This is a genomic window from Amycolatopsis umgeniensis (assembly GCF_014205155.1).
GTDB lineage: Bacteria > Actinomycetota > Actinomycetes > Mycobacteriales > Pseudonocardiaceae > Amycolatopsis > Amycolatopsis umgeniensis.
On sequence record NZ_JACHMX010000001.1, the window covers coordinates 7,384,266 to 7,407,329 of the forward strand.

At 68.1% G+C, this 23,064-nt stretch carries 24 protein-coding genes; 12 read left to right on the top strand and 12 right to left on the bottom strand.

Annotation, left to right across the window (positions count from 1 at the left end; all coding sequences use genetic code 11):
- Positions 1 to 3: 3 nt before the first annotated feature.
- From HDA45_RS34415 to kstD, 4 genes are read right to left on the bottom strand one after another with little or no spacing between them, the layout of a single operon-like run.
- On the bottom strand, positions 4 to 1,029 hold the full coding sequence (locus HDA45_RS34415) for a ferredoxin--NADP reductase (protein ID WP_184902476.1): 1,026 nt from the start codon (positions 1,027 to 1,029) through the stop codon (positions 4 to 6).
- Positions 1,026 to 1,286: a hypothetical protein gene (locus tag HDA45_RS34420; RefSeq protein WP_184902479.1), complete on the bottom strand. Its 261-nt coding sequence runs from the start codon at positions 1,284 to 1,286 to the stop codon at positions 1,026 to 1,028. The genes HDA45_RS34415 and HDA45_RS34420 overlap by 4 nt, the downstream gene beginning before the upstream one ends.
- A complete protein-coding gene (locus HDA45_RS34425; protein WP_184902481.1) occupies positions 1,283 to 2,422 on the bottom strand; it encodes a 3-ketosteroid-9-alpha-monooxygenase, oxygenase component in 1,140 nt (379 codons plus the stop codon). The genes HDA45_RS34420 and HDA45_RS34425 overlap by 4 nt, the downstream gene beginning before the upstream one ends.
- Positions 2,419 to 4,089 carry a 3-oxosteroid 1-dehydrogenase gene (kstD, locus tag HDA45_RS34430; RefSeq protein WP_184902483.1) on the bottom strand — a complete coding sequence of 557 codons (1,671 nt, stop codon included), beginning with the start codon at positions 4,087 to 4,089 and terminating at the stop codon, positions 2,419 to 2,421. The genes HDA45_RS34425 and kstD overlap by 4 nt, the downstream gene beginning before the upstream one ends.
- Before the next feature lie 99 nt (positions 4,090 to 4,188).
- On the opposite strand from kstD, the gene HDA45_RS34435 reads away from it, so the two are divergent.
- The 6 genes from HDA45_RS34435 to HDA45_RS34460 all read left to right on the top strand — a co-directional run bounded on the left by HDA45_RS34435 (position 4,189) and on the right by HDA45_RS34460 (position 10,571).
- Positions 4,189 to 5,787 carry an FAD-binding protein gene (locus tag HDA45_RS34435; protein WP_184902486.1) on the top strand — a complete coding sequence of 533 codons (1,599 nt, stop codon included), beginning with the start codon at positions 4,189 to 4,191 and terminating at the stop codon, positions 5,785 to 5,787.
- Between the two features lie 43 nt (positions 5,788 to 5,830).
- Positions 5,831 to 7,006 (top strand): 3-hydroxy-9,10-secoandrosta-1,3,5(10)-triene-9,17-dione monooxygenase oxygenase subunit, encoded by a 1,176-nt coding sequence (gene hsaA / locus HDA45_RS34440; protein ID WP_184902488.1) that lies wholly within the window; start codon positions 5,831 to 5,833, stop codon positions 7,004 to 7,006.
- The gene (gene hsaD, locus HDA45_RS34445) at positions 7,006 to 7,854 is read left to right on the top strand and encodes a 4,5:9,10-diseco-3-hydroxy-5,9,17-trioxoandrosta-1(10),2-diene-4-oate hydrolase (RefSeq protein ID WP_184902491.1); all 849 of its coding nucleotides are present in this window, start codon (positions 7,006 to 7,008) and stop codon (positions 7,852 to 7,854) included. Before hsaA ends, hsaD begins: the two co-directional genes overlap by 1 nt.
- A complete protein-coding gene (gene hsaC / locus HDA45_RS34450; RefSeq protein ID WP_184902493.1) occupies positions 7,854 to 8,768 on the top strand; it encodes an iron-dependent extradiol dioxygenase HsaC in 915 nt (304 codons plus the stop codon). The genes hsaD and hsaC overlap by 1 nt, the downstream gene beginning before the upstream one ends.
- Entirely contained in the window at positions 8,765 to 9,319 is a 555-nt protein-coding gene (gene hsaB / locus HDA45_RS34455) for a 3-hydroxy-9,10-secoandrosta-1,3,5(10)-triene-9,17-dione monooxygenase reductase subunit (protein WP_184902496.1), read from the top strand. Before hsaC ends, hsaB begins: the two co-directional genes overlap by 4 nt.
- Before the next feature lie 91 nt (positions 9,320 to 9,410).
- Positions 9,411 to 10,571, top strand: a complete 1,161-nt coding sequence (locus tag HDA45_RS34460) for a S8 family peptidase (RefSeq protein ID WP_343072216.1) — start codon at positions 9,411 to 9,413, stop codon at positions 10,569 to 10,571.
- On the opposite strand, the gene HDA45_RS34465 is transcribed toward HDA45_RS34460, so the two are convergent.
- Positions 10,559 to 10,909, bottom strand: coding sequence for a transcriptional regulator (locus HDA45_RS34465; protein ID WP_184902499.1), 351 nt, complete (start codon positions 10,907 to 10,909; stop codon positions 10,559 to 10,561). The genes HDA45_RS34460 and HDA45_RS34465 overlap by 13 nt on opposite strands.
- Before the next feature lie 31 nt (positions 10,910 to 10,940).
- Positions 10,941 to 11,987: a fatty acid desaturase gene (locus HDA45_RS34470; protein ID WP_184902501.1), complete on the bottom strand. Its 1,047-nt coding sequence runs from the start codon at positions 11,985 to 11,987 to the stop codon at positions 10,941 to 10,943.
- A gap of 201 nt (positions 11,988 to 12,188) precedes the next feature.
- Here HDA45_RS34470 and HDA45_RS34475 point away from each other — a divergent pair, with 201 nt between their 5' ends.
- Genes HDA45_RS34475 through HDA45_RS34485 form a run of 3 tightly spaced genes read left to right on the top strand, consistent with a single transcriptional unit; the run spans position 12,189 to position 14,033 of the window.
- Positions 12,189 to 12,656, top strand: coding sequence for a MarR family winged helix-turn-helix transcriptional regulator (locus HDA45_RS34475; protein ID WP_184902503.1), 468 nt, complete (start codon positions 12,189 to 12,191; stop codon positions 12,654 to 12,656).
- Positions 12,634 to 12,843 carry a helix-turn-helix domain-containing protein gene (locus HDA45_RS43285; protein WP_378317075.1) on the top strand — a complete coding sequence of 70 codons (210 nt, stop codon included), beginning with the start codon at positions 12,634 to 12,636 and terminating at the stop codon, positions 12,841 to 12,843. Before HDA45_RS34475 ends, HDA45_RS43285 begins: the two co-directional genes overlap by 23 nt.
- A gap of 8 nt (positions 12,844 to 12,851) precedes the next feature.
- Complete coding sequence (locus tag HDA45_RS34485; RefSeq protein ID WP_184902507.1) at positions 12,852 to 14,033, top strand: HNH endonuclease signature motif containing protein; 1,182 nt, start codon at positions 12,852 to 12,854, stop codon at positions 14,031 to 14,033.
- A 136-nt stretch (positions 14,034 to 14,169) separates the two neighbouring features.
- Here HDA45_RS34485 and HDA45_RS34490 read toward each other — a convergent pair whose 3' ends face one another.
- Complete coding sequence (locus HDA45_RS34490) at positions 14,170 to 14,538, bottom strand: nuclear transport factor 2 family protein (protein ID WP_184902509.1); 369 nt, start codon at positions 14,536 to 14,538, stop codon at positions 14,170 to 14,172.
- Between the two features lie 88 nt (positions 14,539 to 14,626).
- On the opposite strand from HDA45_RS34490, the gene HDA45_RS34495 reads away from it, so the two are divergent.
- On the top strand, positions 14,627 to 15,538 hold the full coding sequence (locus tag HDA45_RS34495) for an RNA polymerase subunit sigma-70 (protein WP_184902511.1): 912 nt from the start codon (positions 14,627 to 14,629) through the stop codon (positions 15,536 to 15,538).
- A 212-nt stretch (positions 15,539 to 15,750) separates the two neighbouring features.
- Here HDA45_RS34495 and HDA45_RS34500 read toward each other — a convergent pair whose 3' ends face one another.
- Genes HDA45_RS34500 through HDA45_RS34520 form a run of 5 tightly spaced genes read right to left on the bottom strand, consistent with a single transcriptional unit; the run spans position 15,751 to position 21,104 of the window.
- Complete coding sequence (locus HDA45_RS34500; protein WP_184902513.1) at positions 15,751 to 16,728, bottom strand: acyl-CoA dehydrogenase family protein; 978 nt, start codon at positions 16,726 to 16,728, stop codon at positions 15,751 to 15,753.
- Positions 16,725 to 17,654, bottom strand: coding sequence for an acyl-CoA dehydrogenase family protein (locus HDA45_RS34505; protein WP_184902515.1), 930 nt, complete (start codon positions 17,652 to 17,654; stop codon positions 16,725 to 16,727). The genes HDA45_RS34500 and HDA45_RS34505 overlap by 4 nt, the downstream gene beginning before the upstream one ends.
- On the bottom strand, positions 17,651 to 18,784 hold the full coding sequence (locus tag HDA45_RS34510) for an acyl-CoA dehydrogenase family protein (RefSeq protein WP_184902517.1): 1,134 nt from the start codon (positions 18,782 to 18,784) through the stop codon (positions 17,651 to 17,653). Before HDA45_RS34510 ends, HDA45_RS34505 begins: the two co-directional genes overlap by 4 nt.
- A complete protein-coding gene (locus HDA45_RS34515; protein WP_184902519.1) occupies positions 18,784 to 19,617 on the bottom strand; it encodes an enoyl-CoA hydratase in 834 nt (277 codons plus the stop codon). Before HDA45_RS34515 ends, HDA45_RS34510 begins: the two co-directional genes overlap by 1 nt.
- A complete protein-coding gene (locus HDA45_RS34520) occupies positions 19,614 to 21,104 on the bottom strand; it encodes a FadD3 family acyl-CoA ligase (RefSeq protein WP_221471319.1) in 1,491 nt (496 codons plus the stop codon). Before HDA45_RS34520 ends, HDA45_RS34515 begins: the two co-directional genes overlap by 4 nt.
- A 71-nt stretch (positions 21,105 to 21,175) precedes the next feature.
- Here HDA45_RS34520 and HDA45_RS34525 point away from each other — a divergent pair, with 71 nt between their 5' ends.
- Both HDA45_RS34525 and HDA45_RS34530 read left to right on the top strand, forming a co-directional pair.
- On the top strand, positions 21,176 to 22,294 hold the full coding sequence (locus tag HDA45_RS34525; protein WP_184902522.1) for an acyl-CoA dehydrogenase family protein: 1,119 nt from the start codon (positions 21,176 to 21,178) through the stop codon (positions 22,292 to 22,294).
- Positions 22,291 to 23,058, top strand: coding sequence for an SDR family oxidoreductase (locus HDA45_RS34530; RefSeq protein WP_184902525.1), 768 nt, complete (start codon positions 22,291 to 22,293; stop codon positions 23,056 to 23,058). The genes HDA45_RS34525 and HDA45_RS34530 overlap by 4 nt, the downstream gene beginning before the upstream one ends.
- Positions 23,059 to 23,064: the final 6 nt, after the last annotated feature.

Below are 23,064 nucleotides of genomic sequence, written 5' to 3' on the forward strand. Positions count from 1 at the left end.
CTCCTACTCGTAGGTGACGGTGACCTCGTCGGTCAGCGGCAGGGACTGGCAGGCCAGCACGATGCCTTCGGCGATGTCGTCGCCGTCGAGGACCTCGTTGTGCAGCATCTTCACCTCGCCGGAGGTGATCCGGCAGGCGCAGGCGCTGCACTGGCCCTCGCGGCATGAGTACGGCGCGTCGAAACCCTTTTCCAGCAACAGGTCCAGCAGCTTCGTCCGGCGCGGCCACTCGAGCTTCCTGGTCTCGCCGTCGAGGGTGACTTCGACCCCCGCCGGAGACTCGGCCTCCTCGACGACGACGGGCGTGGCCACCTCGAACGGATTCCCGCCGAGGGACAGGAACCGCTCCAGGTGGATCCGTTTGCGCGGCAGCCCGAGGTCCTTGAGCACCGCACGCGCGGCGTCCATGAACGGCGCCGGGCCGCAGATGAACGCCTCGTGCGCGGTGTACGGCGCCAGCAGGGCGCGCAGGTGCGCCTCGGCCGGCAGTCCTTGCAGGCTCTCCAGCCAGTGCACCACGACCAGCCGGTCCGCGTGTTTCGCGGCGAGGTCCGCCAGCTCCCGCGCGAAGATCACCGATCGTTCGTCGCGGTTGGCGTAGAGCAGGACCACCTTGCCGGTTCCGTGCTCCAGCGCGGACTTCAGGATCGACATCACCGGCGTGATCCCGCTCCCGCCCGCGAGCAGCAGGAAGTCCTCGTCGAGCGAGGCGGGGCTGAACACCCCGGCCGGCGGCAGGACCTGGACCTTCTGCCCGGCCTGGAGGTTGTCGCAGAGCCAGTTCGACCCGTAGCCGTCCGCGGTGCGTTTGACGGTGACCTGGACCCGGTTCTCGTGCGGCGCGCTCGAGAGCGAATAACAGCGGGCCACGGACCCCGTCCGCTCGCTCGGCACGCGGACGGTGAGGAACTGCCCTGGCGTGTAAGCGAAAACGGATACGTGCTCGGCCGGGATCTCGAACACGATCGAGCGCGCGTCCGCGGTCTCGGTGATCACTTCGGCCACGGTCACGGTGACGGGACCGCTCATTCGGGCACCTCCAGCAGGCCGTCCTTCAAGGCGGCGTCGATGCTCTCGCTGAGATTGCCACAGGTGTCGAGCAACGCCGTCTGCGCGCCGGACGCCTTCTGCTCGGCGAACACCGGGCAGCTCCGCGACGCGTCGGACGTCCACTGGATGCTGGTGTGCTGCACGCTGTTCTTCTTGACCAGCACGCAGGTCCCGCACGAGCGGCAGTTCAGCGGCCGCAGCCCGGCGGTGAGGAACTCGACGGTCTCGGGCTTCACACCCCGGCCTCTTCCGCCTGCTGCCTCGCCAGGTTCTCGGCCACCTCCGCCGCCCAGACCTCGTTGGCGCGGCTGGTGTCCACTTCGAACTCGAACCGCTGGGTCATGTCCTCGGTGACCTCGGCGGCGTCCACATAGAACTGGTCGTACCAGCGGCGCAGCTGGTAGACCGGCCCGTCCTCCTCGCACAGCAACGGGTTGTCGATCCGCGTCTTGTTGCGCCAGATCTCCACGTCCTGCAGGAAGCCGACGCCGATGCCCTTGGCGAACTTCCCGGCGATCTTGTCCGCGTGCTCGTCCGAGACGCCCTCGAACTTCTTCACGCTCACGCCCCACTGCAGCACGAACGAGTTCTCGGTGACCGGGTAGTGGCAGTTGATCAGCACGTTCTCGATCTCGAAACCCTGGTACGTGTTGAGCAGCGTGTTGATCATGTACGACGGGCCGAAGTACGACGCTTCCGACCGCAGCAGGTTCTCCTCGCCGCCGTAGTTGGACGCCATTCCCTTGTCCGGGCGGCCTTTCGTGTTCAGGTACTGCGTGGCGATATGCCCTTCGAACACGTTCTTGAAGTAGGTCGGGAAGGCGTAGTGGATGTAGAAGAAGTGCGCCATGTCGACCATGTTGTCGATGATCTCGCGGCAGTTGGAGCCCTCGATCAGCACCGAGTCCCAGGTCCAGTTGCTCCACTCGCCGTTGAACACGCCCTCGATCCGCGGGATGACGACGTCCGCTGGCGGCGGGTTGCCCTCGGGGTCGTGCCAGACGAACAGCTGCTTGTTCTCCTCCAGCACCTGCCAGGTCTTCGTCCGCGCCCGCAGCGGAACCCGCTTGGCGTAAGGGATCGAGACGCATTTGCCGTTGCCGTTCCAGCGCCAGTCGTGGAACGGGCAGGCGATCTCGTCGCCCTTGACCTCGCCCTGGGTGAGGTCGCCGCCCATGTGGCGGCAGTACCCGTCGAGCACGTTCAGCTTGCCGGACGAATCGGCGAAGACCACCAGTTTCGTCCCGAACGCCGTGATGGCGTGCGGTTTCCCGTCCCGGAACGACTCGGCGAGGCCGAGACAGTGCCAGCCGCGCGCGAACCGCGAAGGGGGCGCGCCCGCGTCGATCTGCCGTACGGATTCCGTCGTCATCGGCTGCCTCCCGCTTTGGTGTGATCTTGCTGCGCGAGATGCTCGGCCGCAAGGTAGCCGAACACCATCGCCGGGCCGATCGTCGCGCCGGGGCCCGCGTAGGTGCGGCCCATCACCGCCGCGCTCGTGTTGCCCGCCGCGTAAAGCCCGTCGATCACCGACCCGTCTTCGCGCAGGACGCGCGCGTGCGGGTCGGTCCTCAAACCGCCCTTGGTGCCCAAGTCACCGGGCACGATCTTCACCGCGTAGTACGGCGCGACGTCCAGCGGTCCCAGGCTCGGGTTGGGTTTGTTCCGCGGGTCGCCGTAGTAGTGGTCGTACGCGCTGCGCCCGCGGTGGAAGTCCTCGTCCACGCCGCTTTTCGCGAAGCCGTTGAAGCGTCGCACGGTGGCCTCCAGCGCGCCGGCCGGGACCTCGATCCGCTCGGCGAGTTTCGCGATCGTGCTCGCTTTGACCGCGATGCCCGCTTTGAACCAGCGGCCGGGCAGCGGCTGGCGCGGGCCGAGACCGGTGAACATGTACCGGTTGCGGTTGCGCTGGTCGAACACCAGCCAGGTCGGGATGTTCTCGCCGGGCCCGTCCCCTTTGCCGTACATCGCGTGCACGGCCTCGACGTAGGGCGCGGACTCGTTGACGAAGCGTTCGCCCCGCGCGTTGACCATCAGGCAGCCCGGACGCGACCGCTCGGCGAGCGCGAACCACGGGCCGCCGGTCAGCGGGATGGACGGGCCCCACCAGGCGTCGTCCATCAGGTCGGTGGCCGCGCCGAGTTTGAGCCCGGCGTCGATGGCGTCACCGGTGTTGGCTTCGGCGCCGACGGTCCAGTCCGTGCCGATCGGCGCCCGCTGGTACTTGACCCGCATCTCCTCGTTGCGCTCGAACCCGCCGGCGCCGAGGACGACGCCGAGCCTGGCTCGGATCAGCTTCTCCTCACCCTCGTGGCGGACGACGACGCCGACCACGCGATCGCCTTCGACCTTCAGGTCCAGGAGTGGCGTGTTCAACCAGACAGGGACCTCCGCCCGCCTCAGACCTTCACGCAAACCCGCCGCAAGCGCTTGCCCCATGGAAAGAAGTCGTTGCCGCCGGACGCGGCCGACCAGCCAGCGGCCGCCGAGGCCGAGGACGCGGAGGATCCCGCGCGGATGCCGGGCGAGCAGGCTCAGCCACCGGTAGTCCGCCTGGGTGATCGGGGCGCCCAGCGGGGGAGCGCTGTACGGCGGCTCCAGATTCGCCAGCTCCGGTCCGAGCAGGTTGCCGTCGAAAGCGGCAGGCTCGACCGACCGTCCGCCGGCGCGCCCGCCGGGGGCCTCCGGGTGGTAGTCCGAGTAGCCGCGGACCCACCGGAAGCGCAGCGGTGTCTTGTCGCAGACGAAGGACAAGACCTCGGGGCCGCGGTCGAGGAAGGCCGACCGGAGTTCCGCCGGGACGACGTCGCCGACGATCGACTCGAGGTACTCGTGCGCCCGCTCCGGGGGTTCCTCGATCCCGGCCGCCCGCAGGGCGTGGTTGCCGGGGATCCAGACGCCGCCACCGGACCGCGCGGTCGAGCCGCCGAAGTGCGCGGCCTTCTCCACGACCAGGACCTCGAGTCCCCGGTGGGCTGCGGACAGTGCGGCGGTCATCCCGGCGGCACCACTGCCCGCCACGATCACGTCGTAGTCCATACGCCCCTCACCTGAAACACGTTGTAGGAAGCATGTAGCAGCATCCGCGCTGCTCCAGTCACCATAGACGAGAACGTGTTCTAGTTCTAGGGTGGGGTCATGGACTCCCTCGTCGCGGATGTGGTGATCGTGGGCTTCGGGGCGGCAGGCGCTTGTGCGGCGATCGAGGCCGCCGATGCCGGCGCCCGGGTGCTCGTCGTGGAGCGGTTTTCCGGCGGTGGCGCGAGCGCCGTCAGCGGAGGTGTCGTCTACGCCGGTGGCGGGACGGCGCAGCAGCGGGACGCGGGCGTCGACGACAGTGTCGACGCGATGTACGACTACCTGCGGCTCGAGGTCGGCGACGTCGTCTCCGAAGAGACCTTGCGGCGCTTCTGCGCGGGCAGTACGGAGATGGTGACCTGGCTGGAGGGCAACGGTGTCCCCTTCGAGGGAAGCTTGTGCCCGTACAAGACGTCCTACCCCAGCGACGCGCACTATCTGTACTACTCGGGCAGCGAGGCGGCGGGCGGCTTCCGCGACGCGGCCAAGCCGGCACCGCGCGGACATCGCGTCAAAGGTCCCGGGACCTCGGGGAAGCTGCTGATGAAACGCCTGGCCGAGGCCGTCCGGCGTCGCGGGATCCAGGTGCTGCCGCAGACGGCCGCTCGAAATCTGATCGTGGACGCCGATGGAGTCGTGACCGGAGTCGTCGTGTCCACCCTGCGAGACGCGCCCGCTCGCGTGCGGGCGACACACCGGAAGCTGGCCGCGTATGCCGCGAAGCCGGGGATCTATGTGCCGTCGCTGCGGAAGTCGTTGCATCGGCGCGTGGAGCGAATCGAACGCCGATACGGCCGTGAGCTGCGGATCTCGGCCTCGCGCGGGGTCGTTCTCGCGGCGGGCGGGTTCATCGCGAACCGGGAGATGGTGCGTGAGCACGCGCCCGCGTATCGCGGCGGCCTGGCGCTCGGGACCTCCGCCGACGACGGATCCGGGATCCGCATGGGGGTCGAGGCGGGCGGGGCCACCGCCGAACTGGGACGGATCTCCGCCTGGCGGTTCATCACCCCGCCGTCGGCGTTCCTCGGCGGCCTGCTCGTCGACAAGGCGGGCGGCCGGATCATCGACGAATCCCGCTACGGCGCGGCCGTCGGTGAACGCATGATCACCGAGCACGAGGGGCGGGGCTGGTTGCTGGTCGACGACGCCATCGTGCGTGACGTACGCCGTGACGCGCGGAAGCAAAGCCAGTGGTTCCAAGGGCTTCAGGTGCGCTACCTGCTGCGGCAACGGGTCGTCGCCGATTCGCTCGAGGACGTCGCGCGCAAGGCCGGTGTCGATCCCGGCGGGCTGGCCGCCAGTGTCGAGGCTTCGCGATCCGGTGCCGATCCGACGGGTAAACCCGCCGAGTTCGCGCGGCCGCTGGATCGGGCGCCGTACTCGCTGATCGACGTCTCGATCAAACCGAACCTGGGCTATCCGTGTCCGATGCTGACGCTGGGCGGCCTGGTCGTCGACGAGGGAACCGGGGCCGTCCGTGCGTCGTCCGGTGCTCCGATTCGCGGGCTTTATGCGGCGGGCCGGACCGCGGTGGGAATCTGTTCTAGGTCCTACGTTAGCGGTCTGTCGCTGGCCGACTGCGTGTTTTCCGGGCGGCGTGCCGGAGCGCACAGTGCGCTCGACCGGGGATCAGTCGACAAAAACGAGAACGTGTTCTAGTCTTGGATCCGGATCACGGTGGATGGCGAGAGAGGGAACGCATATGAGCGAGCACGCCGCGCAGGACGTGATCGCGGGAATCCGGGAGCTGCTGCCGGTCCTGCGGGAGCGGGCGCAGGAGGCGGAGGACGCCCGGCGCGTTCCCGAAGAGTCCGTCAAATCCCTGCAGGAGACCGGATTCTTCAAGATGTTGCAGCCGAAGACCTTCGGCGGTCTCGAAACCGACCCGGTGAGTTTCTACACCGCGGTCAAACTCATCGCGAGCGCGTGCGGGTCCACGGGCTGGGTCGCCTCCATCCTCGGCGTCCACCCGTGGCACCTCGGCCTGTTCGAGGCGCAGGCGCAGCAGGACGTCTGGGGCGACGACGTCGAGGTCCGGATCTCCTCTTCGTACGCGCCGATGGGCAAGGCGGACGTCGTCGACGGCGGCTACCGGCTCAGCGGACGCTGGAGCTTCTCCTCGGGCTGCGACCACGCGACCTGGGTGCTGCTGGGCGGGCCGGTGTTCAAGGACGGCAAACCCGTCGACTTCTGCACGTACCTGGTGCCGATCTCCGACTACACGATCGAAGACGTCTGGGACACCGTGGGCCTGCGTGGCACCGGGTCCAACGACATCATCGTGAACGACGTCTTCGTCCCCAAGCACCGCGCGCTCAGCTTCATCGCGACGTCGAAGTGCAAGACGCCCGGCCAGGAGATCAACCCGGGGCCGCTGTACATGCTGCCCTACGGTTCGGTGCACCCGAGCACGATCACCGCGCCCATCATCGGGATGGCGCAGGGCGCCTACGACGCGCACGTCGAGTACCAGGGCAAGCGGGTCCGCGCGGCCTATGCGGGCGAACAGTCCAAAGAGGACCCGTTCGCCAAGGTGCGGATCGCCGAGGCGGCGAGCGAGATCGACGCGGCCTGGCTCCAGTTGACGCACAACATCGACGAGCTGTACCAGCTGGCGTGCAAGGGGGAGAAGCTGCCGTTCCCCACGCGGCTGCGGGTCCGCCGTGACCAGGTTCGCGGGACCGAGCGCGCGATCTTCGCGATCGACAGGCTCTTCGAAAACTCCGGCGGCCGGGCTTTGCAGGCCGGAACCCCGATCCAGCGGTTCTGGCGCGACGCCCACGCCGGCCGGGTGCACGCGGCGAACGACGCCGAACGCGCCTACGTCATGTTCGGAACCGGCGCCTTCGGGCTGCCCGTCGAGAATGCGATGGTCTGATGACCGAAGGAAAGTACGTCACCGTCCAAGATGGACTCAAGCTGCACTACCACGAAGCGGGTGTGGAGCATCCGGAAACGGTGATCCTCCTGCACGGCGGCGGTCCTGGCGCGTCGGCGTGGAGCAACTTCGGCCGCAACCTGCCGGTGTTCGCCAAGAACTACCGGACGCTGGCGATCGACCAGCCCGGATTCGGCCGCTCCGGCAAGCCGACCGAACATCCGCAGTACTTCCGCCACAGCGCGGACGCCGTCGTCGGGCTGATGGACGAACTCGGCATCGAGCGGGCGCATTTCGTGGGCAACTCGCTCGGCGGCGGCGCGTCCGTGCGGCTCGCGCTCAACCATCCGAAACGTACCGGGCGGTTGGTGCTGATGGGTCCGGGCGGGCTGAGCCTCAACCTGTTCGCGCCCGATCCCACCGAAGGCATCAAGAACCTCGGCCGGTTCAGCGCCCCACCGGGGCCCAGCCGGGAAAAGCTCGAAGCCTTCCTCCGGATCATGGTGCACGACCAGTCCTTGATCACCGACGAACTGATCGACGAGCGGTTCGCCGCCGCGAGCGCGCCGGAGTCCCTCGCCGCGATGAAGGCGATGGGCAAGTCGTTCGCCCAGCCCGAAACCTACGAGGAGGGCATGCTGTGGCGTGAGGCGCATCGCCTGCGCCAGCGCGTGCTGCTCATCTGGGGCCGGGAAGACCGGGTCAACCCGCTCGACGGTGCCCTGCTCGCGCTCAAGGCCATCCCGCGTGCCCAGTTGCACGTGTTCGGCGGCTGCGGCCACTGGGCGCAACTGGAGAAGTTCGACGAGTTCAACCGGCTGGCACTCGACTTCCTGGGAGCCTCCTGATGGGTATCCGTTCGCTCGCCTACCTCCGCATCGAAGCCACGGACATGGCCGCGTGGCGCGAATACGGGCTGAAGGTCCTCGGCATGGTGGAAGGCTCCGGCACGAATCCGGAAGCGCTGTACCTGCGCATGGACGACTTCCCGGCACGGCTGGTGGTCTTCCCCGGTGAGCACGACAGGCTCGCCGTGGCGGGCTGGGAGGTCGCCACCGCCGGCGAACTCGACGAAATCCGGGACTCGCTCGACGCACATTCCGTGCCGTACAAGGAGGGCACTCCGGATCAGCTGGCCGATCGCCGTGTCGACGGTCTGGTGTCCTTTGAGGACCCGTCGGGCAACACGCTCGAAGTGTTCCACGGGGTGGCGTTGCAGCATCGGCGCGTGGTGAGCCCATACGGCCACAAGTTCGTGACCGGTGAGCAAGGGCTCGGCCACGTCGTCCTGTCCACTCACGACGATGACGCGTCCCTGCGCTTCTATCGCGACGTCCTGGGGTTCCGGCTGCGGGACTCGATGAAACTGCCCCCGCAGATGGTCGGGAGGCCCGCCGACGGCGCGCCCGCGTGGCTGCGGTTCTTCGGGTGCAACCCGCGTCACCACAGTCTCGCGTTCCTGCCGATGCCGACTCCGAGCGGCATCGTGCACCTCATGGTCGAAGTGGAGAACACCGACGACGTCGGCCTCTGCCTCGACAGGGCCATCCGCCGGAAGGTGCCGATGTCGGCGACCCTCGGGCGGCACGTCAACGATCTGATGCTCTCGTTCTACATGAAGACCCCCGGCGGATTCGACGTCGAATACGGCTGCGAGGGAAGGCAAGTGGACGACGAGAGCTGGATCGCTCGAGAAAGTACGGCGGTTTCCTTGTGGGGACACGACTTTTCAGTCGGCGCCCGGCCTCCGGGGCAGTCGTGACCCCGGTGACGGATGTCGGATCGGGGATCGACGCGGCGCGGTTCCGGACGGCGCTCGGGCACTTCTGCACCGGTGTCGCCGTGGTGACCGGGCACGACGGCCGGGCACCGGTGGGGTTCGCGTGCCAGTCGTTTGCGGCGCTCTCCCTGGATCCGCCGCTGGTGTTGTTCTGCCCTGCCAAGACTTCGCGGACGTGGGCGGTGCTCGCCGAGTCCGGGAAGTTCGCCGTCAACGTGCTCGCCGAGCACCAGCAGGACGTCAGCGCGGTGTTCGGTGCACGGGGCGCGGACAAGTTCGCGTCGATCGACTGGACACCCGCGCCGTCCGGATCTCCTTTGCTGGCAGGGGCTTTGACGTGGATCGACTGCACGCTCGAGACCGTGCACGAGGCGGGAGACCACTACGTCGTCGTCGGCAGGGTCACCGCCCTCGGGGAACCGTCCGATGACCGGCCCCTGTTGTTCCACCGCGGGCGGTACACCGTGACGGAACCGGTGACGGACGCGCTCGCCGCTTTGATGCCTTGGCCACGTCCTGATGATTGGCTTTAACTGTAAAACTGAAAAAATGTAAAGCTGTCCTTTCCCGGTGCTTCCGCTTAGCGTTTTCGGCGGAAGCTCACCAAGGAATGGGGACAGCAACGTGAATTCTCGCAGACTGGCCGGAATCGGCTTGGCCGCCGTCGTCACGGTCTTGGCGGGTGTGACGCCGGCACAAGCCGCCGAGGGCGCGATCGTCGGCGCCGGTGCGGACGGCGTCATCGCCGACAGCTACATCGTCGTGCTCAAGGACGGTTCCACCGCCGACAAGCCTTCGCTGGCAAGCAAGTTCGGTGGGACCATCGAACGGCAGTACACGCAGGGAATCAGCGGTTTCTCGGCGGCGCTGGGCGAGCGGCAGGCGAAGCGTCTCGCGGCCGATCCGGCGGTCGCGTTCGTCGAGCAGAACAAGGTGCTGCACGCCGAAGCGACACAGACGAACCCGCCGTCCTGGGGGCTCGACCGCATCGATCAGCGCAATTTTCCGCTGGACAACAAGTACACTTACTCGACGACAGCTTCGAATGTGAACGTGTACGTTCTCGACACCGGTATTCGCGCCACGCACACGGATTTCGGCGGTCGCGTGAAGCAGGGCTACGATTTCATCGACAATGACACGAACGCGGACGACGGTTACGGTCACGGCACGCATGTCGCCGCCACCATCGCCGGTGCGAAATACGGTGTCGCCAAGGGTGCTTCGCTGTACCCGGTGCGGGTCCTCGGTTCCGATGGCAGCGGCACGACAGCGGGCGTGATCTCGGGCGTCAACTGGATCACCCAGAACGCCAAGAAGCCCGCCGTGGCCAACGCCAGCCTGGGCGGCGGCGCGTCGACCGCGCTGGACACCGCGGTGCGGAACTCCATCAAGGCGGGTATCACCTGGGCTGTCGCCGCGGGTAATTCCAACGTGAACGCCGCCAACACCTCGCCCGCCCGGGTCACCGAAGCACTCACGGTCGCCGCGGCGGACCGCACCGACCGCCGCGCTTCCTTCTCCAACTACGGTTCCGTGATCGACCTGTTCGCGCCGGGCGTCTCGATCACCTCGGCCTGGAAGGACAACGACACCGCGACCTACACCGGCGACGGTACTTCGTTCGCCGCTCCGCACGTGGCCGGTGCCGCGGCGCTGTACCTGTCGTCGCACACCGGCGCCACCGCGTCGCAGGTGGCACAGGCGCTGATCAGCGCTTCGACTCCGGGGAAGGTCACCAACCCCGGTAGCGGTAGCCCGAACCGCACGCTCTACGTCGGGTAGGTTCCCTCGGTGGTGGCTCGGTCCCGGCGTTGCGCCGGGACCGAGCTCTTTCGTCCCCGCGGCCGGGGAGGGCCGAGCAGGGAACGCAAAGCCGAAGGTGGCAAGGACAACAGCTGTTCGAGTTCGGCGAGCGCCCGGAGGGATTCCGGGCGTTCCGGTCTGCGTCTGCCGGACTGCCAATGGCTCAGCGTCGGCACACTGATGGAGACGCCGCGGAGTTCGAGGCGGTGGCGGATCCGGTCCAACGGCAGCCCGCTGGCCGTGATCGCCGCGCGGAGAGCTCGCGGGAACGGTTCTGGATGCAGGGTGGCGCCGGGGAAGATCTTCGGGGGCGTCATGCACTGAAAGTAAGAAGCCGTATCTGGAGTGTCAACGGCGTTCAGTGGTCGTCTCAGCCGGTGAACCCTCCGAAAGTCGGATCGGCTCACCCGCTTCGTGCAGGCTGCGCAACGCGAGCGCGTACGACTCGATCAGCCCCGTCTCGTGATACGGGACGCCGATTTCCGCGCAGTATCCTTGGACGATGGGCCGGGCGCGGCGAAGATGCGGCGACGGCATACTCGGGAACAGATGGTGCTCGATCTGGTAGTTGAGCCCGCCGAGCGCGACGTCGACCACCCTGCCGCCGCAGACGTTGCGCGACGTGAGCACCTGCTTGCGGAGGAAGTCGAGTTCGGTGTCGCCGGACAGGATCGGCATCCCCTTGTGGTTGGGCGCGAAGATCGATCCCATGTAGACACCCCACAGTGCTTTGTGGACGATGAAGAACACGAGCGCCTTACCGGGGGAGAGGACGACGAGCAGCGCGCTGAAGTAGAGCGCGAAATGCGCCAGCAGCAGGGCCGCTTCGATCCCGCGTCGCCGGATGCCCGGCTTCGAGACCGCGCGGATGCCGGAGAAGTGCAGGTTCAAGCCTTCGAGGGTGAGCAGCGGGAAGAACAGGAAAGCCTGGTAGCGGCCGATGAACCGGGGGAGCCCCTTGCTGGCCCTCGCCTGCTCCTTCGACCACACGAGGATGTCCGGATCGACGTCGGGGTCGAGGTCCTCGTGGTTCGGGTTCGCGTGGTGGCGGGTGTGCTTGTCCATCCACCAGCCGTAACTCATGCCGACGCCGAGGTTCCCGGCGATCCGGCCGGCGATCTCACTCGGACGGCGGGTCCGGAACACCTGGCGGTGCGCGAGATCGTGCGACAGCAAGGCTATCTGGCCGAACATCACCGCCTGGAAGGCGGCGATCCCCAGCTGCCACCAGGAATCCCCGATCGCGAAGAAGGCGACCCACCCGGCGACGAAGAGAGTGGCGACCAGGCCGATGCGGAACACGTAGTAGCCGGGGCGGCGGTCGAGAAGGCCCGCTTCGCTGATGCGGCGGGACAGGCGGGCGAAATCGCTGCCTGTGCGAAGGTTTGCGGTCACCGTTGTGAGTCTGGCTTGGGGTGGGGGCGGGGTGAATGTGGTGCGCAGGTGGGTCGGTGCGGGGGTTGGCCCTACCCTCGTGACCGGTGGGTGGCGTGTCGTCACGATTTCCCTTGCCCTCGACCGCACTCGAAGTTTTACCGTTTTCTCGTGACCTGCACGGTGTGGTCTCCGCACGGAAGTACCCAGAGGGGGCATGACATGACGACTCGCCAGATGTCCGACGTCGAACTGGCCGGACAGCCCGCCGCGTATTGGACCGGTGTCGCCTACGAAGCGCTCATCGCGTACACCCGGGCTCGGCAGGCCGAGAAAGGCTACACCCAGCCCCAGTTCTGGCTGCTCCGAAACCTGTCGGCGAACGACATTTCGCCCGACGCCCACGGAATGACCTTGGCCGAGTTGCGAGAGGCGATGGTCTCCTACATCCGCCCCGAGGACGATCTGGCCGCAGAGGCCGAAGTGCTCCTGGAACGTGGATGGCTGGCCCGGGACACCGAGGACCGGCTATGGCTCACCGAGGAGGGAGAACGGGCCCGCCTCGACCTCGCGCGCAACGCCCCCGCCATCCGCGCCGCACTCCACGAGGGCATCGACGACGCGGACTACGTCACGACGATGAAAGTGCTCAAGCGACTGATCCGCAATGCGGGCGGGACGGGTGCTTAGACGACACCTTGGGCTCAGATGGTCAGTGCACCGGCTGGAGCGCGAGTTGATCGCGTTCGGGTTAAAGCAGGAGAAGTCGTTTCGGGAGATCGGGGTTTGGCTTGGGCGGGATCATTCGGTGGTGTCTCGCGAGGTTGACCGTAATGGTGACAGCATTCATGGCGGTCGAACTCATGTTCGAGTATGATCATGGTTATGACCACATCTCTTGCTTTTAACCCGAAAGCCGCTTGTTTTCTCGATACCGCGTTTGCCGAGGAGGTGTCGCTACGACGGACACAGGGCCGTCAGGTGCGTGCGTTGGCCAGGTTCGCTGAAGCCGGTGGTTCGCGAAGATCGGTGACCGAGGAGGTCGCGTTGCGCTTCTCGGTCTCTCGCAATCAAGCGTCCTTGCTGCTGGAGATCTCGTGTGCTTTGGTGTCGCGTTTGCCGAATACGTTGGCGGCGCTGGAGGACGGTGACATCGATCTGTACAAGGCGTCGAAGGTCAGTCAGCTGACCCGTGAGGTCTCGGACGAGGTCGCCGCGCAGGTGGACGCGTTCATGGCCGGCCGGCTCGCCAAGCGTGACGCCGGGGCGATCCGTAAATCGGTGAACGGTGCGGTGCAGAAGTTCGACCGGGCGGGATATAAGGAACGGGCGGAGAAGAAACGCGCGCGACGGCATGTCTCGCTGGAACACGACGACGAGACCATGTCCACCCTGTCCGGCTTCCTGCCGTCCGAGGTGGCGTCCTCGATCTACGCGTCGATGAGCCGTGCCGCGCGGGCACGCCGGGCGCGGGACAAGTCCCGGACCCTGGACCAGCATCGTGCCGACGTGTTCGCCGAACGACTGCTCGCCGAGGACGGACACGGAAAACCTCGCGCGCATATCCACGTCTACGTCGATTTCCTGACCCTGGCCGGGGCGCGTGAGGATCCCGCGACCCTGGCCGGATACGGGCCGATCCCGGACTGGCTGGTCCGCGAGATCGCGGCGGACCCCGGCTCGACCTGGTCGCGGCTGATCACCGACCCCGCCACCGGGCAACTCCTGGAAGCCGGCGCCGGCACCTACCGGCCACCGGCCTCACTGGCGAGGCTGATCAAGGCACGGGACCGGGAATGCACCCACCCCGGCTGCCACCGCCCCGCCGAGTTCTCCGAGATCGACCACATCACCACCTGGGCGCGGAACGGCAAGACCGATCACCACAACTGCCACGGCGCCTGCAAAACCCACAACCTCCTCAAAGAAGAACCCGGCTGGACCGCGGAACCCACCGGCAACGGCGGCATGACCATCACCACCCCCACCGGACACACCTACCACGCCACACCCGAACCACTCCACGAACCACGACCAGAACCCGAGGACGACACCCCACCCTTCTGACCGGTGCCTGTTTCAGGACATCGTGAGCAGTTGCCCGACCTGTGGAGGAGCCTGATCCAAGGGCGCAGGCGGGTTCACTCGCCACGCCACCACCACCCGACGGCGGTCGGCGGGGTGATGGCGGAGGCGGTGCTGCCTACACCCCGGCAGCCGCCGCCCTCGCCGCATCGAAAGGAGCCCTGTCGAACACGATCCGCAACTCCACGATCTTCCCGTCCCGAACGGTGACCAGCTCGGCCCCGGGCGCACTCGGCACGGGCAGCGTCGCCGTGTCGTACATCAGCAGCGCCGTCGTCTCGTCCCCGAACGCCGAGAGCAGGTTCGACCCGGTCAGGATCTCGGTGAACGGGCCCATGAACCCGCGAAACGCCTCCGCGCCGGAAAGCTTCCCGGCGGGCGCGTGACAGACGATGTCGTCGGCGACGTGGGTCATCGCCTTCTCGAAGTCCTTGCCGGTCCACGCGTGGTGGTAGGCGAGCGCGATGTCCAAGGCGGGACTGGTCATGATGGTTCCTTTCGTCGACCTTCACTTCGTCAGACACCATCCCCGCCCGAAAGGGAACGGTGCCCCGCGAAATGACAGGATCACTCCCGTGAGGACAACGGACGAGCACGCGTTTCGCGAGCTCACGGACACCTACCGGCGTGAGCTGCACCTGCACTGTTACCGGATCCTCGGCTCCCTCACCGACGCCGAGGACGCCGTCCAGGAGACGCTCCTGGCCGCGTGGCGTGGCCTCGACGGGTTCGAGGGGCGCTCGTCGCTGCGCACCTGGCTGTACCGCATCGCCACCAACCGCTGTCTCAACGCACTGCGGGACGCGGGCCGCCGCCGTCCACCCGAGCCGGTGCCCCCGTTCGACCCGCCGGAACCCAGCCGCCGCGGCGAGGTGACCTGGTTGCAGCCGTACCCGGACGAGCTCCTCGAGCGCGTCGCCGACAGCGAGCCCGGCCCCGAAGCGCGCTACACCGCCAGGGAGGCGATCGAACTCGCCTTCGTCACCGGTCTCCAGCTCCTCCCACCGAGGCAGGCGGCCGCGCTCGTCCTGCGGGACGTCCTGTGTTTCCCCGCCGGTGAGGTCGCGGGCATGCTCGGGACCACCGAGACGGCGGTCAAAGGCATCCTCCAGCGCGCCCGCGCCTCGCTCGACAAGCATCGTGACAGTGCCGCGCACCGGCCGTCACCCCAGGAGCGCGAGCTGACCAGGCGGTTCGCCGACGCCTTCACCGCGGGCGACCTCGACGGCGTCCTCCGCCTGCTCACCGACGACGCGTGGCTCGCCATGCCGCCGGCGCCGCACGAGTACCACGGCCTCGACGCGATCGGCGGCTTCCTCCGCGTGACCATGGCGGTGCCGGTCCCGGAGGGCTTCACCATGACGCCGACGCGGGCGAACAACCAGCCCGCGTTCCACTGTCGCCACGGCGCGACACCGGCCGGGTTGATGGTCCTCACGCTCGACGGCGACCGCATCCGCGCCGTCACCCGATTCCTGGAGCATTGAGGGGTAAGGCAAAGGGGCTCGCTCGCCGGCGTGCTGGCTGCGGGTGTTGCGAAAGCCACTTTCGCAACCTTCAACGTTGCGAAAGTGGCTTTCGCAACACCGTCGACCCCGCAGCAGCACCCACGGCGCCCGTGAACCGGCAGCCGCGACGCGAAGGGGTCTTTCCCCACATGTGATGCGGGAAAAGACCCCTTCACCTCACCTGAGACGCCTTAACCCCCGGCAAGCCGGGGTCGCACCCGCCCCAGGTGATCGCCGGGCGAACCGAACAGATGCGCCGCCCCGTGCGCACGCTTGAAATAGCGGTGCGCCGGATGTTCCCAGGTGATCGCGATCCCGCCGTGCAGCTGGATCATCTCGCCCGCCACCGTCGCCAGCGACTCCGAGCAATGCACCTTCGCGACCGCGGCCAGCCTGCTGGACTCCGGAGCCGCGTAGGCCGCCGAACGCGCCGTCTCCACCAGGACGTGGAGATCCGCCATCCGATGCTTCAGCGCCTGGAAACCGCCGATCGGCCTGCCGAACTGGTGGCGCTGCTTGCTGTACTCCACCGTCAGTTCGAAAGCGCGTGCCGCGGCCCCGGCCTGCTCGGCGGCGAGTACGGCGCACGCGACGTCTCGCAGCGCGGCGAGGTCGACGGGGCCGATCAACCGGGCAGGGGTGCGCTCGAAGGTCACGCGAGCCAGCCGTCGCGTTTCGTCCATCGCGATGGTCCGCACACCAGAGACGGGGGACACCTCATACAGCGAGTCTCCTGCGAGCACCAGCAGGACCTCGGCCTCGTCGCCATGGAGGACGTAGTGTGCTTCGCCGTCCACAGTGGACTCACGAGCGTGGCACGCCGGGGCGTCCCATCGGCCATCGGCATCCGTCCAGGCCACGGCGCCGACGGCCCCCTCGGCGAGACGGGGGAGCAGGCGCTCACAAGCGTCTTCGTTGCCGGTGGCCAGCAGAGCGTGCACGGCGAGCACGGCCGAACCGAGGAACGGGACGTCGGCGAGGACCCGGCCCAGTTCTTCGGCGACCACCTGCAGCTCCGCCGTCCCGGCGCCGAGGCCGCCGAACCGCTCGGGAACGGCCAGCGCCGCCACGCCGATCTGTTCGCACAGTTCCGGCCAGGGATCCGCCTCCCGGTCGAGCAGTTTCCGGACGCTGTCCCGCAGCGCGTCCTGCTCGGCGGTGAACGTCATGACAGCACCCGCTCCCGGTGGAAACGCGGCGTTCCCCAGGCGCCGACCAGTGCCCGGACCCTGGTCAGCCGCAGGCCGAGCGCGTGTTCGGCGGTGTAGCCGATCGCGCCGTGCACCTGGAGCCCGGTCCGGGCGGCTAGGTGCGCCGCGTCGCCGCATGCCACCTTGGCCGCGGAGATGTCGCGTCGATCCAGGGTGACGGCGGCGCCGTGCACCAGCGGTTCGGCCAGCGCCAATCCGGTCGCGACGTCGGCGAGCAGGTGTTTGACCGCCTGATATCCGCCGATCTCCCGACCGTACTGCTTGCGTTGCGCGGCATACGCCACCGACGTGTCGAGCAGCCACCGTCCGGCACCGAGGAGCTGCGCGGCCGTGGCGAGGCAGCCCAGCTCGAACGCCCGGTCCGCGTCGAGAGCCGTGCCCAGGTCGTCTCCGGTCACCGGCGGGAACAACCGCCGTGAACTGTCCACAGAGGACAAAAGAGTGCCGGGGGTGAACGCGCGCAGCCTGCCGTTCCCGACGGCGAGACGCGCGTCGGCGACGTCGGAATCCAAGGCGTACGGCACGTGTGGCGCGTATGCCACCGAAGCCAGCGTCTCACCGGACGCGACCGAGGTCAGCAGCTCGTCGTCCAGCAAGGACGGCAGCACGGCCACGGTGTCGGTCCACGGGCCCGGAACGCAGTGGTACCCGAGCCGTTCGAAGCCGACGGCCAGATCGACCGGGGTGGCACCGAGTCCGTCGTACCGTTCGGGGACCGCCAGCGCGGTGACCCCGAGTTCCGCCAGCCGCCGCCAGATCTTGAGACCGGGGCCGTGATCGCCCGCCGCCCAGGACCGGTTGGCCGTGTCGGTGTCCAAACTGGACAGAAGGTCGTGCAGGCTGCGGGAGAACTGCTCCTGCTCACCGGAGAGAGCGAACCTCATCGAGCCCCCTTCGGCAGGCCGAGCAGCCGCTCGGCGACGATGGACCGCTGGATCTGGTCGGTCCCGCCGTAGATCGGCCCCGCGAGGGAGAACAGCCATCCGTCACTCCACCGGCCGCGCAGTTCGGCGTCCGGGCCGAGGACGTCGAGCGCGGTTTCGTGCAGGGCGACGTCGAGGTGAGACCAGAACAGCTTGTTGACACTCGATTCCGGCCCGAGTTCGGCGCCGTCCGCGAGCCGGGTGACCGTGCCTAGGGTGTACAGCTGGTAGGCCCGCGCGCCGATCCACGCGTCGGCGACCCTGTCCGCGGTGTGGGCGGGACGATCGGCGTCGTGCCAGAGCGAGACCAGCCTGTCCGCCGCGGCGAGGAACCGGCCGGGACTGCGCAAGGACAGCCCGCGTTCGTTGTTCGCCGTCGTCATCGCGACCCGCCAGCCCTCGCCCGGCGTGCCGATCACGTCTTCGTCGGGGACGAAGACGTCGTCTAAGAAGATCTCCGCGAACCCCGGTTCGCCGTCGAGCTGGGGGATCGGCCGGACGGTGACGCCCTCGGATCGCAGATCCACCATCAGATAGGTGAGCCCCTTGTGCCGCGCCGATTCCGGATCGCTGCGGAACAGGCCGAAGGCCCGGTCGGCGAAGGTCGCCCGGGAGCTCCACGTCTTCTGCCCGCTGACTCGCCAGCCGCCGTCGCAGCGGGTCGCGGTGCTCCGGAGGGCGGCGATGTCGCTGCCCGCCTCGGGTTCCGACCAGGCCTGCGCCCAGACCTCTTCCGAGCGCGCCATCTTCGGCAGGATGCGCCGTTGCTGCTCTTCGGTGCCATGGGAGAACAGCGTGGGCGCGAGCATGAAGATGCCGTTCTGGTTGACCCTCAGCGGCGCGCCCGCCGCGTAGTACTCCTCCTCGAACAGCACCCACTCCAGGAGACTCGCGTCCCGGCCGCCGAATTCGCGCGGCCAGGAGACGACCGACCAGCGGGCATCGGTCAGCTTCGCCTCCCACTCACGGTGCTGCGCGAAACCTTCGGCGGTGTCGAACGACTTCAGCGGCTCGGCCGGGATGTTCGCGGCGAGCCAGGAGCGTGCTTCGTCGCGGAAAGCGAGCGTCTGCTCGTCCAGATCGAGGTTCATCACGAGCTCGCGTCTCGCATCGAGCGTGCGTCCTGTCCGCCCAAGGAATCGCCGCCGGACAGTTCGGCGTTGTGCGCGTGCGCGAAATGGTGCAGCCCGAACACGGAGTCCATTCCGGACCGCAACCCCATCAGATCCTCGGCCTGGTTGACGGCCTTCTTGGCGAGGGCGAGACCCAGCCGCGGCATCACCGCGATCTTCTCGGCCAGCGCCATCGTCTCGATCTCGAGGTCGGCGCGGGGGACGACGCGGTTCAGCATGCCCCATTCCTTGGCCTGCTGTGCGGTGAAACGCTCACCGGTGAACAGCACCTCCTTGGCCGCTCGAGGGCCGAGAACCCAAGGGTGCGCGAAGTACTCCACCCCCGGAATTCCCATGCGCACCACGGGATCGGCGAAGAACGCGTCGTCGGAGGCGACGATCAGGTCGCACACCCAAGCCAGCATGAGCGCGCCCGCGATGCACGCGCCCTGCACGCTCGCGATGGTCGGCTTCGGGATCTCGCGCCACCGGCGGCACATGCCGAGATAGACCTCCGACTCGCGGGCGAACCGCTGGTCGCCACCCTCGGCGCCGACGTGGTCCCACCACAGCACAGCCTTGCGCTCGAAAGACACGTCCACGTCGCGTTCCGGGGTCCCGATGTCGTGCCCGGCGGAGAAATGCTTGCCCGCTCCGGCCAGCACGATCACCTTGACCTCGGGATCGTCGACGGCGCGGGTGAACGCGGCGTCGAGCGCGTAGGTCATCGCCGAGTTCTGCGCGTTCCGGTACTCCGGCCGGTTCATCGTGACGACGGCCACCGGCCCGCGTCGCTCGTACTCGACGGTCATCCGTTCTCCTCCCGCAACACGCGTTTCAGCACCTTCCCCGACAGGTTGCGCGGAAGTTCCGCCACGAAGTCGACAAATCGAGGAATCTTGTAGTTGGCCAATTCGCCCTCGCACCGCGCCAGGACGTCCTCTGTGGACAGAGCGGCGCCGGGGCGCAGCACGACGAACGCCTTGCCGACTTCGCCGAGCCGCTGGTCCGGCACACCGACGACGGCGGACTCCACGACCCCGTCCAGCCTGCTGAGCACCTGCTCGATTTCGGCCGGGTAGACGTTGAATCCGCCGCAGACGTACATGTCCTTGATCCGGTCGACGATCTTGAGATAGCCGCGCTCGTCGAGCACGCCGACATCGCCGGTGTGCAGCCAGCCGTCCGCGTCGACGGCCTTCGCGGTCGCCTCCGGGTCGTCGAGATAGCCGAGCATGACGTTCGGCCCGCGCACCAGGACCTCGTCGTGCTCGCCGAGCTCCACCTCGAATCCCGCCGTCGCGCGGCCGCTGTAGTTCGCCACCAGTTTCGCGTCGTCGCCGGGGCGGGACATCGTCGCGACCACGGCTTCGGTGAGTCCGTACGCGGTGAGGACGGTGTCGAAACTCAGTTCCGTCTGCATTCGTTCGACGAGTGCGACAGGCACAGTGGCGGCGCCGGTGACCGCGAGCCGGAGACTGGACAGGTCGTGGTTCGCGCGTTCCGGCGCGTCCAGCAGCACCTGATGGATCGTCGGCGCGCCCGGCAGCACGGTGACGCGTTCGGTTTCGATGAGCCGCAGGGTTTCCCGGACGTCGAAGGTGCGCTGCGGCAGCATCGCCGCCCCGCGCAGCACGGCGGCGAGGATCCCGGCCTTGTAGCCGAAGCTGTGGAAGAACGGGTTGATCACGAGGTACCGGTCTTGTTCGGTCAGTTCACCGCAGTCCGCCCACGCTTCGGCGACGCTCAGCGCCTGCCGGTGGCTGCTCATCGCGCCCTTGCTGCGGCCGGTGGTCCCGGAGGTGAACAGGATGTCGCTGACGTCGCCCGGTTCGGCGGGGCTGACGAAATCACTGCCGAGACCGGTGAGCGCGTCCCATTCCGTGACGCCGTCGACAGGCTCTTCCGTGCCTTCGACGGGTATCCGCAGGATGGTTCCGGGGCGTTCGCCGCCGAGGGCGGCCAGCCTGTCCGTGCCGAGGAACGTGCCGGTGATCGCGAGCGCGGAAACCCGTGCGCGGCCGAGGATGTCGAGTGTTTCGTGGGCGGTGAACCGGGTGTTGACCGGGACGAGCGTCGCGCCGGCGTACAGCGCGCCGAGCCCGGCGACGACCCAGTGCCAGGTGTTGGGGGAGCAGATCGCGACCCGTTCGTGGCCCTCGAAGAACCGTGCCGCCTGCCGTACCCGCCGCGTGAGTTCTGCATAGGTGAGCCGGACTTCGCCGTCGACGAGTGCTTCTCGTCCGGCGAAGCGTTCCGCGGCCCTGTCGAGCGCCGCCGGGATGGTCCCCTCGGACATCAAGCCTCCCTAGCAAGTGCTTGGTAGGGTAGCCTACGCAGCAGGCTCTGGTTTGGCTAGAGGAGGCGTGCGTGACAGAGGACGGCTTTCGCGACCGTGTGCGCACCTGGCTGGCGGACAACCTGCCGCCGGGTTTGCGCGGCTTGGGCGGTCCGGGGCGCGAACACGAGGCCTTCGAAGAACGCGTGGAGTGGGAACGACGGCTCGCCGCGGCGGGCTGGACCTGCGTCGGCTGGCCGGTCGAGCACGGCGGGCAGGGCGCGACGCTCGAACAGCAGGTCGTCTTCCACGAGGAGTACGCGCGAGCGGGTGCCCCGGCGAGAGTGAGCCACCTGGCCCAGGAACTCCTGGGCCCCACCCTGATCGCTTTCGGTACACCGGAACAGCGGAAGCGGTTCCTGCCGCCGATCGTGGCCGTCGAAGAGCTGTGGTGCCAGGGCTATTCCGAACCCGGCGCCGGTTCCGATCTCGCCGCGGTGTCGGCCACGGCGACCCTCGAAGGCGACGAATGGGTGCTGAACGGCCAAAAGGTGTGGACGTCGCTCGCGCACGTGGCCGACTGGTGCTTCGTCCTCGCCCGCACCGAGCCGGGTTCGAAACGCCATAAAGGACTGTCCTATTTGCTCGTTCCGATGAGACAGCCCGGCGTCGAAGTGCGGCCGATCCAGCAGCTCACCGGAACCTCCGAGTTCAACGAGGTCTTCTTCGACGGCGCCCGTACGGCGAAGGACCTGGTCGTCGGCGAACCCGGCGACGGCTGGCGGGTCGCCATGGGCACCCTCGCCTTCGAGCGCGGGGTCGCGACGCTCGGCCAGCAGGTCGGCTTCCGCCGCGAACTCGAAGAGCTCACCAGGATCGCGCCGGAAGACCCGGTCGTCGCCGAGCGGATCGACAGGGCCTGGGTGGGCCTGGAAGTCATGCGGGCACACGCGATCCGCACACTGGGCGACTCGTCGCCGGGAGTGGCGGAGGTGTCCAAACTGGTCTGGGCGAACTGGCACCGCGACCTCGGGGAACTGGCGATGCTCGTCCGCGGCGCTCGCGGCATGCTCGCCGAAGACGGGCTCGACGCCTGGCAACGGCTCTTCCTTTTCACCCGCGCCGACACGATCTACGGCGGCTCCAACGAAATCCAGCGCAACGTCATCGCCGAGCGAGTACTCGGCCTGCCAAGGGAGGTGCGACCGTGATTCCGGTTCCGAAGTACCCCGAGGGGGCGAACCTCCTGCGGGACAAGGTGGTCGTGGTGACGGCGGCGGCCGGCACCGGGATCGGTTCCGCCGTGGCGAAACGCGCGCTGGAGGAAGGCGCCCGCGTCGTGATCAGCGACTGGCACGAGCGGCGCCTGGGCGAGAAGGCCGCCGAACTCGGCGACGTCCACGCGATTCCTTGTGACGTCACACAGGAAGACCAGGTGCAAGCGCTCATCGACGGCACCGCCGAACACTACGGCCGCGTCGACGTGCTCATCAACAACGCCGGTCTGGGCGGCACCAAGTCCATCGTGGACATGGCCGACGAAGAATGGGCGCGCGTCATCGACGTGACCCTCAACGGCACGTTCCGCGCGACGAGGGCCGCGGTGAACCGGTTCATCGCGCAGGGCGACGGCGGGGTGATCGTCAACAACGCGTCCGTGATCGGCTGGCGCGCGCAGGCCGGGCAAGCGCACTACGCGGCGGCGAAGGCGGGCGTCATGGCGCTCACCCGGTGCGCGGCCGTCGACGTCGCGGAGCACGGCATCCGGGTCAACGCCGTCGCGCCGAGCCTGGCGATGCATCCGTTCCTGGCCAAGGTGACCAGCGAGGAACTGCTCACCGAACTCACCGCGCGCGAGGTCTCGGGGAGGGCGGCGGAACCCTGGGAGGTGGCGAATGTGATGGTGTTCCTCGCCAGTGAGTACTCGTCGTACCTCACCGGCGAGGTCGTGTCCGTGAGTTCCCAGCATGCGTGAGGTTCC

Excerpts from the sequence above, each read along its gene's own strand:
- HDA45_RS34415 (WP_184902476.1), bottom strand. The coding sequence starts at position 1,029 with ATGAGCGGTCCCGTCACCGTGACCGTGGCCGAAGTGATCACCGAGACC.
- HDA45_RS34425 (WP_184902481.1), bottom strand. The coding sequence starts at position 2,422 with ATGACGACGGAATCCGTACGGCAGATCGACGCGGGCGCGCCCCCTTCG.
- kstD (WP_184902483.1), bottom strand. The coding sequence starts at position 4,089 with ATGGACTACGACGTGATCGTGGCGGGCAGTGGTGCCGCCGGGATGACC.
- HDA45_RS34435 (WP_184902486.1), top strand. The coding sequence starts at position 4,189 with ATGGACTCCCTCGTCGCGGATGTGGTGATCGTGGGCTTCGGGGCGGCA.
- hsaA (WP_184902488.1), top strand. The coding sequence starts at position 5,831 with ATGAGCGAGCACGCCGCGCAGGACGTGATCGCGGGAATCCGGGAGCTG.
- hsaD (WP_184902491.1), top strand. The coding sequence starts at position 7,006 with ATGACCGAAGGAAAGTACGTCACCGTCCAAGATGGACTCAAGCTGCAC.
- hsaC (WP_184902493.1), top strand. The coding sequence starts at position 7,854 with ATGGGTATCCGTTCGCTCGCCTACCTCCGCATCGAAGCCACGGACATG.
- HDA45_RS34465 (WP_184902499.1), bottom strand. The coding sequence starts at position 10,909 with ATGACGCCCCCGAAGATCTTCCCCGGCGCCACCCTGCATCCAGAACCG.
- HDA45_RS34475 (WP_184902503.1), top strand. The coding sequence starts at position 12,189 with ATGACGACTCGCCAGATGTCCGACGTCGAACTGGCCGGACAGCCCGCC.
- HDA45_RS43285 (WP_378317075.1), top strand. The coding sequence starts at position 12,634 with ATGCGGGCGGGACGGGTGCTTAGACGACACCTTGGGCTCAGATGGTCA.
- HDA45_RS34485 (WP_184902507.1), top strand. The coding sequence starts at position 12,852 with ATGACCACATCTCTTGCTTTTAACCCGAAAGCCGCTTGTTTTCTCGAT.
- HDA45_RS34490 (WP_184902509.1), bottom strand. The coding sequence starts at position 14,538 with ATGACCAGTCCCGCCTTGGACATCGCGCTCGCCTACCACCACGCGTGG.
- HDA45_RS34500 (WP_184902513.1), bottom strand. The coding sequence starts at position 16,728 with ATGACGTTCACCGCCGAGCAGGACGCGCTGCGGGACAGCGTCCGGAAA.
- HDA45_RS34505 (WP_184902515.1), bottom strand. The coding sequence starts at position 17,654 with ATGAGGTTCGCTCTCTCCGGTGAGCAGGAGCAGTTCTCCCGCAGCCTG.
- HDA45_RS34510 (WP_184902517.1), bottom strand. The coding sequence starts at position 18,784 with ATGAACCTCGATCTGGACGAGCAGACGCTCGCTTTCCGCGACGAAGCA.
- HDA45_RS34515 (WP_184902519.1), bottom strand. The coding sequence starts at position 19,617 with ATGACCGTCGAGTACGAGCGACGCGGGCCGGTGGCCGTCGTCACGATG.
- HDA45_RS34520 (WP_221471319.1), bottom strand. The coding sequence starts at position 21,104 with ATGTCCGAGGGGACCATCCCGGCGGCGCTCGACAGGGCCGCGGAACGC.